Source organism: Buchnera aphidicola str. Ua (Uroleucon ambrosiae) (assembly GCF_000225465.1).
Taxonomy (GTDB): domain Bacteria; phylum Pseudomonadota; class Gammaproteobacteria; order Enterobacterales; family Enterobacteriaceae; genus Buchnera; species Buchnera aphidicola_B.
This window is the reverse complement of the sequence record NC_017259.1, coordinates 363,055-374,590: the sequence shown is the minus strand read 5'-3', so window position 1 is coordinate 374,590 and position 11,536 is coordinate 363,055. Positions and strand designations below refer to the sequence as shown.

Genomic DNA, 11,536 nt, shown 5'->3' with positions numbered 1-11,536 from the left:
ATATAATATTTAATTATTTATAATTAAATATAATAAATTTTTTTATAGCATTATTTTTTCCAATAAAATTTTTCTAATTGTGTAAACACTATTTCTCCTGTTTTAACCAAAACTAGTTCTATTTTTAATGAATAAGGATTTTTTTCTCCAAAAATATAGCTACGTAAATAATATGTTACATGATTATTACGAGATAATAACATAGCAACACTATTTTCTAAATTTTTATTTATATTAGATATACCTAATTTTTTTTTATCTTTTTCAATGCTTTTGTGTTCAAGAAAATTAATTATATTATTTGTTTTATTAAATTGTTCTTTTATTACATTTATTAAAATTGTATTATCTAAATCAATATTAGTATGATTTTCTGGAAAATCAATAAACCATAATGTATTTTGATAGTGCAATAAATTATTTAATTTTATGATATTTATCATAATTTTTTCTATAGCAGAATTAAAATCTACAATAATGAAATGTGTTTTTTCTTGAATTAAATTATTATTTAAATTTTTGTTAATATTACAACCATTTATAAAAAAATCATATAACAAATTAATAGCCAATATTTATTCACATTTTATCCTTAAATAATCATATATTGAAATTTTATTTTTTAAAATTAATATAAAAATTTTAGTTTTTCTCCTCCTAATAAATGCATATGAAGATAATTTATTTCTTGGCCTCCATTTTTATTACAATTAATAATGATTTTGTAGCCTTCTTTGCTAATATTTGTTTTTTTTGCAATTTTTACGGCAATATAAAACATATGTGCTAAAATATGTTTGTTTGTTTTATTAATTTCATTAGATGATGCAATAAAAACATTCGGTATAATTAATATGTGAATCAATGCTTTAGGTTTTATATCTTCAAATGCAGTTACTATATTATCTTCATAAATAATATTTGCTGATGTTTCTTTATTGATAATTTTTTTAAAAATTAAACCATCTTTCATAATTTAGTTTCCAAAATTATTATATTTTTTTTATATATTCATCTATTGCTGTTTTAATATTTTCAGATTTTGTACCAAATACAATTTGTATTCCTAATCCTGAAATAATTATTCCTGCAGCACCAATATTTTTTAAATCTGTTTGATTAACTTTTGATATTTCTAAAACTGTAATTCTTAATCGAGTAATACAAGCATCTAAATTCTGAATATTATTTTTTCCACCTAATGCTTTAACGATACATGGCGCAATTTCATTATTATTTTTTTCCAAAAACTCATATTTAATATTTTCTCGTCCTGGTGTATTTAAGTTAAAATTAATAATGATAAAATAAAATATACTGTAATATAATAATCCATATATAATGCCGACTATAGGAAATAGAAAAATATTGTGACTGTTTCCACTTAATATTATAAAATCTATAAAACCATGTGAAAAACTAGTGCCTGCACGCATGTCTAAAAAAATACATAATGGAAAAGATAATCCTGCTAGAAGAGCATGAATAACATATAGTATAGGTGCAACAATAATAAATGAAAATTCAATAGGTTCAGTAATTCCTGTTAAAAATGCAGTTAATGCTGCTGAAAGCATAACACTTCCTATTTTATTTTTATTTTCTTTTTTAGCTGTTTGCCATATTGCTAGAGCTGCTCCTGGAAGACCATACATTTTAAAGATAAAACCTCCTGATAAATTTCCAGCAGTTGAATCTCCAGCCATATATCTTGCAATATCTCCATGAAATACTTGTCCTATAGCATTAGTATATTCTCCAATTTGCATTTGAAACGGAACATTCCATATATGATGTAATCCAAATGGTACAAGCGTTCTTTCTACTAATCCATATAAAGTAAAAGCCAGCATAGGGTTTTGGTATGCTGCCCATTGTGAAAACTGTTTTATTCCATGACCAATTGGAGGCCAAATCATAGATAGTATTAAACCAATGAATATTGCAGACAATCCTGAAATAATAGGTACGAATCTTTTTCCACCAAAAAAACCTAAATATTCAGGTAATTGAATACGATAAAATTGATTAAACATATACGCTGAAATAGCTCCTGCAATAATTCCTCCTAATATACCAGTATCAGATAAGTGTTGACTTTTTATTATATCAATATTGATATGTAAAATAATTGGTTCAACTGTATTTAATGTTTGAACTAAAATTCCGTAAGAAACAACTGCTGCTAATGCTGCTACACCATCATTTTTAGTAAAACCAAGAGCTACACCAATTGCAAAAATTAACGGCATATTTGTAAAAACAGAACCTCCTGTTTGAGCCATAATTTCAGAAAGAATATCTGGAAATAAAATAAAATGAGCCGATCCTATTCCAAGTAATATTCCTGCAATAGGTAATACTGAAACAGGTAACATAAGTGATTTACCAACCTTTTGAAGGTTTGCAAATACGTTTTTAAACATATTTAAAAGACTCCTAAATATATATATATCAAATTTTTCATAAACTATATATTATTTTAATTTAAAGAGATTAAAAAAATTATTTGTTGTAATTTGTGCAAGAGTTTGTATATTAATATTTTTAATTATAGATATTTTTTTTGCTATATTAAACAAATAAGCTGGTTGATTTTCTTTGCCTCTATATGGAACTGGTGATAAATATGGAGCATCTGTTTCGATTAATAAATGTGTTAAAGGTATTTTTTTTATAGTATCACATAATTCTATAGAATTTTTAAAAGTGGTTATTCCAGAGCAAGAAATGTAAAAACCTAGTTCTAATAATTTTAATGCAGCATTCAAATTTTCATTAAAAGAATGTAATATGCCTTTACATTTTTCCGCTTGTTCTTCTTTTAATATATTAATAGTATCATGTATAGAATGACGTGAATGTACTATAATTGGTTTGTTTAATTTTATTGCAATTCTAATGTGTTCACGAAAAAAATTTTGTTGTATTTTTTTAGTTTGAAATGAATGATAATAATCTAAACCAGTTTCACCTATTGCTATGACTCGTTTACTATTAGATAATTTTTCTATTTTATCAAAGCAATTTTCTTGATTTTTAAAATTATTTAATTCTTTTAAACAATTTAAAGGATGTATACCGCAAGAGTACAAAATATTTTGATGTTTTTCAAATAACTGATTAATTTTATAAAAATTGTTTATAGATGTTGATATTGTTAAAAATTTTTTTACATTATTGAAATAAGCTTTATTTAACATATCTTCTATATCTTTATGAAACAATTTATAATTTAATCTATCAAGATGACAATGTGAATCAATTAATAACATAATTTTATCGCTTTATATAATTTAATTTTTAAACATATTATTTTAAAATTATTTCCCATTGAAGTAATTGTTCTAACAATAATAATTCGTGATTAATTCCAGGTATTTTTAGTAATCTATTTTTACAACGCATCCAAGTTCGTATACTGAAATCTAAAATCATATGTGTATAACGATAAGAAAGAAATTGAATAAATTTTATTTGATCAAAATTAATTAAATATTTTTTTTGATCAATATTAAATTTAATAGCATCAAATAATAATAAACATAGCCAATCAATTTTCATAATAGTATTTTTTTCTTTTAATATAGGTAGTATTTTTAATAAATTATAATCTTTAAAAGCAGAATCTAATAATTTAAAAAAAAATGTTCGTTCTATCCATATGCTACTATTAATAAATTTTTTGGCGGATAAAGGCGATCCTTGATGAATACGCAATGCAGTTAAACATGATCTATTTTTTTTTATATGCTCTTGTTTTAACCAATTTAAACTATGTTTTTCTGATGGAACAAATAATTTATAAATTAAACAGCGACTATTTAATGTATAAAAATAATTTAAATTACTGTAATCAATAAGAAAAAACCAAGTATTTTTTGGTGGTTCTTCTAAAGTTTTTAAAAATGCATTTACTGCTGATTCTGTTAATTTTTCAATATCTGATAAAAAAATGATTTTTCGTCCACCTTGTTGTGAACATTCAAATATTTTTTTATTAATTAAACGTATAGTATCTATATTACAAATTGTATTTTTTTGATTAATGCAGTTATGCCAATCAGGATGATTATTAGAAGACATTAATTTACATCCATGACACTCATTACAAAACTTTGTTCCCTTTGGTTTAAGACATAATAACCATTTACTAATAAACAAAATTAACAAAGATGCTCCTACACCTCGTTGGGTTTTGATTAAAATTGCATGGTGCGCTTTTTTTTTTTATGTTGTTGTATAATATTCTTATAAGGTTCTATTAACCATGGATATAATTTCATATATATTGTTTTTTTAACCAAATTGATATATTTTTTTTAATATTTTTATTGACTATCTGCAAATTTTCATTTGCATTAATAGTTATACTTTTTTTATCTAATTTAATATATTTTAAATAAGTTTTTCTAGTTCTTGTAAAAAATTCTAAAGATCTACTTTCAATTGCATCTAGCGAATTTCTTTTTAACGCTCTTTTTAAACCAATTTTTGGACAAACATCTAAATATACAGTGAAATCTGGAGTAAAATTATTTAAAAATAATAATTTTAATTGATTAATTATTACTTTTTTAATGCCTAATCCACCTCCTTGATAAGCTAATGAAGATAAATCATGACGATCTGAAATAACCCATATTCCTTTTTTTAATGCAGGTTTGATTTTTGTTTTAATTAATTGAATCCGCGCAGCATACATTAATAATAATTCTGTTTCTTTAGTCAGATTTTCTGAATATTTTTTTTTTATTAATTTTCTTATTATTTCTGAAATTTTTGTACTACCTGGTTGACGTACTAATAATATCTTTTTAATATTATATTTTGTATATAATAGATTTTTAATATATATACATGCATGGGTTTTTCCTGCACCTTCTAATCCTTCAATTACAATAAATTTATTTTTTATCATGTTTTTTAAATACTTATGAAGATAATATTTATTATTTTATTTGATATTTTTCTTTAAATAAATATATAAAATTAAGATTAATATTATAAAAATATAGAAAAATATTTATTTTTTTAAATGATAATTTTTAATAAAATTAATAGCTTCTTGTATTGTATTAATTTTTTCTGCTTCTTCATCTGAAATTTCAATATCAAATTCTTCTTCTAAAGCCATAATTAATTCCACTGTATCTAAAGAATCAGCACCAAGATCATTGATAAATGAAGCATTATTAAAAATATCTTCTTCTTTTATATCAAGTTTTTCAATAATTATTTTTTTAATTTTTTTTTCAATATTATGCATTTTTAATTTCTCTATTTAATTTGTAGAATATATTTAAAATATTAGGAAATATAATAATTCAGTATAGCAATATGTTATGATTATATCATATGCATGCCTCCGTTTATATGTAATGTATGTCCAGTAATATATGATGCTTTTTTTGATATTAAAAATATAACAGCATGAGCTATTTCATCTTTATATCCTATTCTTTTAATGGGAATTTTAGATACATAGTTTTGATATTGTGTAGAATTTAATGTTTTAATAAAATCTGTTTTAATCAAACCAGGAGAAATAATATTTACAGTGATACCTTTGGATGCTACTTCTAATGCTAACGATTTATGAAATCCTATTAATCCTGATTTAGAAGCACTATAATTTACTTGTCCTTTATTTCCTATATTAGCTATTATTGAACCAATAGTAATAATTCTACCTTGTTTTTTTTTAATCATTGAACGAATCACAGATTTAACAAGATAAAATACTGATGACAAATTAATTTTTATTACATCTTCCCATTCTTTGTGCGTCATTTTAACTAATAAATTATCTTTTTTAATACCAGCATTATTAATTAGAATATCAATAGAATATTTTTTTTTATAAATTTCTTTGATTGTTTTTATAATTGAATCAGTATTTTTTAAATCTAAAATTAAACCAAATCCATTATCTTTTAAATAATCATTAATGATTTTTACTCCAGTATTTGTGGTAGATGTACCAATAACTTTAATACCTTTTTGAATTAATTTTTTAGCTATAACTTTTCCTATACCCCGACTTGCACCTGTTATTAATGCAGTTTGTTTGTTTTTATTCATATTTATGTTTGATTAATTTTTTTAAATGCTATGAAAAAGTTTTTTAAATTATTAGTATTCAATGAAGTAATATTTTTATCTTTTTTATTTAAGTTACTTAAAACTTGATTTGGTCCAATTTCTAACATTGTCAAAATATTTTTTGATTTTATAAAATCTATAATTTCTTTCCATCTTACAGTACTATAAATTTGTCTAATTAATGCATTGATAATTTTTTTTTGGTTATGTTCAATTTTTACATCTACATTATTAATAATTGGAATTTTTGGTTGTACTATAGTAATCATATTTAATATTTTTTTTATTTTTTTTGATATTGGTTTCATTAATATTGAGTGAGCAGGTATATTAATATTCATTTTAAATATATTTTTAGCACCTAATTTTTTGCAATGAATAATAGCTTGATTAACTGCAGATGCATCTCCTGAAATAACTATTTGATCATGAGAATTTATACTTGCTAAAGACACAATTTGATTATTTGATATCATTCTACAAATATTTTGAATTTTTTTTTATCTATACCAATAATTGCTTGCATTAAAGTAGGTTTATTTTGAGTTATTTTTTGCATGAGTTTACCTCGTATAAAAACAATATTTAATGCATCTGAAAATTTTATAGAATTAGAACATACTAATGCAGAATATTCACCAAGGCTATGTCCTGACATAAACAATGGAGATATACCTTTTTTATCATTCCAAAAACGATATATTGCTAATGAGGCAGTTAAAATCACTACTTGTGTATATTGACTTTGATTTAATATTAATGAAGGTCCTTCTTGTATTAGTTTGAATAAATCATAATGTATATAATCTGATGCTTCATCAAAAGTATTTTTAAAAATATTATTTTTTTTATTACAAAAAAAGGAAGATAACATTCCTACATATTGAGAGCCTTGCCCTGGAAATAACATTGCAAATGCAGTCATAATAATTGCCTTTTTAGTCGAAATAATTATTTAATTTTTTAAAATATATAAATGAATATTTATTAGAATAATAATATTAATCAAATGAATATTTTTAAAATATCAAAATATTATTTTAAAAAGATTTTATTAATTGTATTTCTGTATATTTTTTTAAATGGTGCTTTTAAAAAACACCATTTTATATAAAAATTTTTTAAATAACTTTTTTGCCTTTATAGTATCCTTTCATAGTAATATGGTGTCTAATGTGTATTTCACCAGAACACTTATCTTTAGATAATGTCGGTTTTAATAAAGAGTCATGAGAGCGTCTCATCCCTCTTTTAGAGCGAGTAGGTTTATTTTTTTGCACTGCCATTTTTTATCATTCTCATGTCATTATATTTATATTAGTTGAATAATTAGTTTTTATTATAGATATTATCTTATATAAACTATATCATATTATTTAAATAATTTTTAAAACTTACATCTAATGGAGCAGTAATACATATTTTATTACCATTTTTTGGATGAATAAAATTAATTTTATAAGAATGAAGTAATAATCTAGCTATATGAATATTGTTTTTTATATTAGCATCTAAATGACTTTGACCATAACGTTGATCAAAAAATATTGGATGTCCAGCATGTAAAGCATGTACACGAATTTGATGTGTTCTACCAGTTTTAGGAAAAATTGATAATAATGTTGAAGTAGAAAATTGTTTTTTAATATAGAAATAAGTTTCTGAAGGTTTACCATTTTTATGAATAAAAACTTTTTTTTGATTATATTTAAATTGAATTTTTAAAAGCGGTTCTGAAATTTTTTTTATATGTCTTGGCCACAAACCATGTACTAGTGCTGTATATTCTTTTTTGATTTTATTTTCTCGTAATTGTTTATGCAATGATACTAAAGATATACGTTTTTTTGCTAACATTAAAATTCCTGAAGTTTCACGATCAATTCGATGTACAAGTTCAAGAAATGTATTTAGTGGACGTAATTTTCGAAAATATTCTATAACACCGAAATTACATCCACTACCACCATGAACTGCTATTCCTGAAGGTTTATTAATGATTAATAAATCATTATCTTCATATAAAATACTATTCATTAAAATTTTTGCATTATTTAAGGGAAAAAATTGTTTTTTTGTATTGCATAAAATTTTTATTGGTGGAATTTTTAATACATCTCCATTTTTTAATTTATAGTCTGGTTTGATTTTTTTTTGATTAATTTTAATTTTTCCTGTTCTTATAATACGATAAATCATACTTTTAGGTACATTTTTAAATTTCTTAAGTATAAAATTATCTATTCTTTGATTTATCATGTCTTTATTAATATATATAATAGATGTAGATATAGTGACATATTTCATTAAAAAAATTCGATTTATAAGTAATTTTTTAATTTTTATTTATTATAATATATTTATGCATATAAATATATTAATTATGTTTTTATATGTATTTTTTTAAGTATCTATATTTGTATACAATAATTAATGACGCATTTATTGTTCTAAAAAAATTAATTCAGAAGTTTTTTAAATATATTTTGATGATTATTTTATAAAAAAATAATTTGTTAATGTTTTTATATTTCCTGTTGATGTGTTTACTTATTTATAAAAATAAGAGAGAAAAAGTTATAATGAAAAGAATGTTAATTAATGCAACTCAGCAGGAAGAGTTGCGTGTAGCTTTGGTTGATGGTCAACGTTTATATGATCTTGATATAGAAAGCGCTGGATCTGAATCAAAAAAATCAAATATATATAAAGGAAAAATTACTCGTGTAGAACCTAGTTTAGAAGCTGCTTTTGTAGATTATGGTGAAAAAAAAAATGGGTTTTTACCATTAAAAGAAGTTTCTCAAAAGTATTTTCCAGATAAATATATTGATAATTTACGTTGTGATATCAAAGATATTTTACAAGAAGGGCAAGAACTTATTGTACAAATCAATAAAGAAGAAAGAGGAAATAAAGGAGCGGCTTTAACTACGTTTATTAGTTTAGCTGGAAGTTATTTAGTACTTATGCCAAATAATCCTAAATCTGGTGGTATTTCAAGAAGAATTGAAGGTTATGATAGATTAGTATTAAAAGAATTATTAACTTTATTAAAGTATCCTGAAGAAATGAGTTTAATTATTAGAACTGCTGGTTTAGGAAAATCTATAGAATCATTACAATGGGATTTATCACTTAGATTGCAGCATTGGAAGAAAATTCAAAAAATAGCAAATCATGTGAAAGCACCGTTTTTGATTCATCAAGAAAGTAATATTATAGTACGTGCTTTTCGAGATTACTTACGTAAAGATATTGGAGAAATTTTAATTGATAATCCTAAAATATTAAAATTGGCACGAGAACATATTGCTTTTTTAGGTCGTCCAGATTTTAGTAATAAAATTAAATTATATACTAAAGATATTCCTCTTTTTAGTTATTTTCAGATTGAAACGCAAATTAATTCTGCTTTTCAAAGAAAAGTTAGTTTGCCTTCTGGTGGTTCAATAATGGTTGATAGTACTGAAGCTTTAACAGCTATTGATATTAATTCTTCTCGTTCTAAAATTGGAACAGATATAGAATCTACAGCATTAAATACTAATCTTGAAGCAGTAGATGAAATTTCTCGTCAATTGCGTTTAAGAGATTTAGGGGGTTTAATAGTTATTGATTTTATAGATATGTCTCCCATTAGTCATCAAAGAGCAGTTGAACATAGATTACGTGAAATTGTACGCGAAGATAGAGCTAGAATTCAAATTGGTCAAATTTCTCAATTTGGTTTATTAGAAATGTCTAGACAAAGATTAAGCTCATCTTTAGGTGAATCTAGTCATCATGTTTGTCCAAGATGCACAGGAACAGGAACTATTAGAGACAGTGAATCACTATCGTTATCTATTTTACGTTTAATTGAAGAAGAAGCTTTAAAAGAAAATACTTATGAAGTAAGAGCTGTTGTACCTATAGAAATTGCTTGTTATTTATTAAATGAAAAACGCGAAGCAGTATATGCTATTGAAAAACGTCAAGCTGGTGGTAAAACAATCATTATTCCTAGCAAAAAAATGAAAACACCACATTATTCTGTATCTAGAATTAAAAAAGGTGCAAGTAAAAATACTTCTAGTTATATTTTTAATGAAATAAAAAAAAATAAAATTACAACATTTGTAAATGAAACAATTCTTAAAAAAACAGTGAAAACAAAATTTAATTATACTAATTTAATTTCATTAAATAATTTAAATCAATATAAAAATAAAATTAAACCTAAAAAACAAAAAGAAAGTTATCAAAATAAAATACATGAAAATATTTTTTTAAAAAAAAAATCAAATACTAATATCAGTTTTATATTTAAAGTGATAGATTGGTTAAAAAGTTCATTTTTTCTTAAAAATATCTTGATTAAAAGTAATATTTTTAAAAAAAATCATCTAAAAAATAAAGGTAACATTTTTTTAAAAGTAAAAAATAATTTTAATTTTTTAAATAGAAATAATTCTCAAAAAAATAAGAAATATGTTTTATCACAAAAATTTAAAAAAAATATTAACAACATAACTGTTAGTAATCAATTTATTGATTTTTTAAAAAAAAATGAAGATTTTTATTCACAAAATACTTATTTGTTTTATCAACAGTATAATATACAATTCTTAAAAAATAGAAAATTATCTGTTATTAATCAAAATAATATTTTTTTTAATGTTAAAAAAAAAGACAAGATATTTAATAAAGATAATGAAAAAAAAAATATACATAAAAAAATTATGTACCCTCAAATTTTATCAAATCAATGTAGTAGTAATATAAAAAATAATTTTATTGTTTCTCAAAACTTGCATACTTCTAATACTATAAGCAAGCATATTATCAAGTATAATTTTTTATACTTTTATAATATTCAATATTTTTTAATGAAAATTTTTCTAAAATCTTTTTTCAAATCAAAATCAAGCACAGTGCTAGTAAAATATCCAACTATAGTATCAGATGAAATTAAAACATTAAAAAATATTATGTCTATGAAACAAATAGATTCGTCATTTTTATTAAAAAGAAGAAAAATTATTAAAAATAAAAATTTTTTTAAAGTTAAAAAGATAATTAATAATAAATGTTTTTTAAAGCAATATAAAAAAAATAATAATCTCAGTGAAATAGTAATGAGAGCACAAACTGCATCACATCATACAGAAATAAAGATGCCAATTTTAGATGATAATGATTTATGTTATAATCTATCTTGTATAAAAAGTAATCAAAAAAATCAATCTAGTGCTCCTATTACTAAAATATCTGAAGTCTTTTGTTTGAATCAAACGCAAAATACATTTAAATTTAATTTATTAATGATAAATTTGAAGTGTAATAGAAAAAATTCTGCAGGAGTACATTCAGCTACAAATGTTTCTAATGCACCTGTTTCAATACCTAAAAAATATTTAATTTAACAATGAATATTTTTTTAAAAAAA

General features: G+C 22.4%; 13 protein-coding genes. 1 reads left to right on the top strand and 12 read right to left on the bottom strand.

Annotated elements, in window-relative coordinates; genetic code table 11:
* Positions 1 to 50: 50 nt before the first annotated feature.
* The 12 genes from BUAMB_RS01690 to rluC form a co-directional block, all read right to left on the bottom strand.
* Positions 51 to 572: an outer membrane lipoprotein - activator of PBP1B activity gene (locus BUAMB_RS01690; protein ID WP_014500052.1), complete on the bottom strand. Its 522-nt coding sequence runs from the start codon at positions 570 to 572 to the stop codon at positions 51 to 53.
* A 56-nt stretch (positions 573 to 628) separates the two neighbouring features.
* Positions 629 to 973, bottom strand: coding sequence for a histidine triad nucleotide-binding protein (locus tag BUAMB_RS01685; RefSeq protein WP_014500051.1), 345 nt, complete (start codon positions 971 to 973; stop codon positions 629 to 631).
* Between the two features lie 19 nt (positions 974 to 992).
* Positions 993 to 2,426, bottom strand: coding sequence for a PTS glucose transporter subunit IIBC (gene ptsG, locus BUAMB_RS01680; RefSeq protein WP_014500050.1), 1,434 nt, complete (start codon positions 2,424 to 2,426; stop codon positions 993 to 995).
* 51 nt (positions 2,427 to 2,477) lie between these two features.
* On the bottom strand, positions 2,478 to 3,275 hold the full coding sequence (locus BUAMB_RS01675) for a TatD family hydrolase (RefSeq protein ID WP_014500049.1): 798 nt from the start codon (positions 3,273 to 3,275) through the stop codon (positions 2,478 to 2,480).
* A gap of 37 nt (positions 3,276 to 3,312) precedes the next feature.
* The gene (locus tag BUAMB_RS01670) at positions 3,313 to 4,173 is read right to left on the bottom strand and encodes a DNA polymerase III subunit delta' C-terminal domain-containing protein (RefSeq protein WP_264356582.1); all 861 of its coding nucleotides are present in this window, start codon (positions 4,171 to 4,173) and stop codon (positions 3,313 to 3,315) included.
* 109 nt (positions 4,174 to 4,282) lie between these two features.
* Positions 4,283 to 4,921 (bottom strand): dTMP kinase, encoded by a 639-nt coding sequence (gene tmk / locus BUAMB_RS01665; protein WP_014500047.1) that lies wholly within the window; start codon positions 4,919 to 4,921, stop codon positions 4,283 to 4,285.
* 105 nt (positions 4,922 to 5,026) lie between these two features.
* Positions 5,027 to 5,269: an acyl carrier protein gene (acpP, locus tag BUAMB_RS01660; protein WP_014500046.1), complete on the bottom strand. Its 243-nt coding sequence runs from the start codon at positions 5,267 to 5,269 to the stop codon at positions 5,027 to 5,029.
* Between the two features lie 80 nt (positions 5,270 to 5,349).
* Complete coding sequence (gene fabG / locus BUAMB_RS01655; RefSeq protein WP_014500045.1) at positions 5,350 to 6,084, bottom strand: 3-oxoacyl-ACP reductase FabG; 735 nt, start codon at positions 6,082 to 6,084, stop codon at positions 5,350 to 5,352.
* Positions 6,085 to 6,086: 2 nt separating this feature from the next.
* The gene (locus BUAMB_RS03135; RefSeq protein ID WP_050793209.1) at positions 6,087 to 6,581 is read right to left on the bottom strand and encodes an ACP S-malonyltransferase; all 495 of its coding nucleotides are present in this window, start codon (positions 6,579 to 6,581) and stop codon (positions 6,087 to 6,089) included.
* Complete coding sequence (locus BUAMB_RS03130; protein WP_071818480.1) at positions 6,578 to 7,030, bottom strand: ACP S-malonyltransferase; 453 nt, start codon at positions 7,028 to 7,030, stop codon at positions 6,578 to 6,580. Before BUAMB_RS03130 ends, BUAMB_RS03135 begins: the two co-directional genes overlap by 4 nt.
* A gap of 196 nt (positions 7,031 to 7,226) precedes the next feature.
* Entirely contained in the window at positions 7,227 to 7,391 is a 165-nt protein-coding gene (gene rpmF / locus BUAMB_RS01640; RefSeq protein ID WP_014500044.1) for a 50S ribosomal protein L32, read from the bottom strand.
* Positions 7,392 to 7,467: 76 nt separating this feature from the next.
* The gene (gene rluC, locus BUAMB_RS01635; protein ID WP_014500043.1) at positions 7,468 to 8,412 is read right to left on the bottom strand and encodes a 23S rRNA pseudouridine(955/2504/2580) synthase RluC; all 945 of its coding nucleotides are present in this window, start codon (positions 8,410 to 8,412) and stop codon (positions 7,468 to 7,470) included.
* A gap of 275 nt (positions 8,413 to 8,687) precedes the next feature.
* Between rluC and rne the strand changes: the two genes are divergently transcribed.
* Positions 8,688 to 11,513 carry a ribonuclease E gene (rne, locus tag BUAMB_RS01630; protein ID WP_014500042.1) on the top strand — a complete coding sequence of 942 codons (2,826 nt, stop codon included), beginning with the start codon at positions 8,688 to 8,690 and terminating at the stop codon, positions 11,511 to 11,513.
* The last annotated feature ends 23 nt before the right edge of the window (positions 11,514 to 11,536 follow it).